Annotated in this window: 1 protein-coding gene; it reads left to right on the top strand. The window is 49.1% G+C overall.

From position 1 onward, the window contains the following. The coding region (locus R7Z49_RS27930) for a PTS fructose transporter subunit IIB (RefSeq protein WP_318112906.1) at window positions 1–477 on the top strand (477 nt) is incomplete at its 5' end. Between the last annotated feature and the right edge of the window lie 28 nt (window positions 478–505).

Genomic DNA, 505 nt, shown 5'->3' with positions numbered 1-505 from the left:
GGTCTAATCACAGCACCTGTATCAAGCAACATCCCAATGTACGTTGTGGGTATCGCACTAGGCTCACTAACAACAGCAGTTATCGTTGGCTTCTGGAAACCAGTTGCTGAAGAAGAAGCAGAAGACGAAATCGCAGAAGCAGCACCGACGCAAGCTCAAGCGACTCCAGCAGCAGGCGAAGGCGAGTACGACATCGTAGCAGTAACATGTTGCCCATCTGGCGTAGCACACACATTCATGGCAGCGAAAGCACTAGAGAAAGCAGGTGCAGCAGCGGGTCTGAAAATCAAAGTAGAAACTCAAGGTCAAAACGGTATCCAGAACCGCATCACTGACCTAGATGTAGCAAACGCGAAGCTGGTTATTCTAGCTCACGATATCCAAGTAAAAGACGCTCACCGCTTTGCAAAAGCAAACGTTGTTGAGTGTTCAACGAAAGAAGCGATGCGTAACGCAGCGACTCTTGTGAAAGCTTAAACCTTAAGCTCCTCCCCCTAAGAGCCCT

Origin of the sequence: Vibrio sp. 1562, assembly GCF_033340155.1 — a bacterium.
GTDB lineage: Bacteria > Pseudomonadota > Gammaproteobacteria > Enterobacterales > Vibrionaceae > Vibrio > Vibrio alginolyticus.
This window is presented reverse-complemented; position numbering and strand designations above follow the sequence as displayed.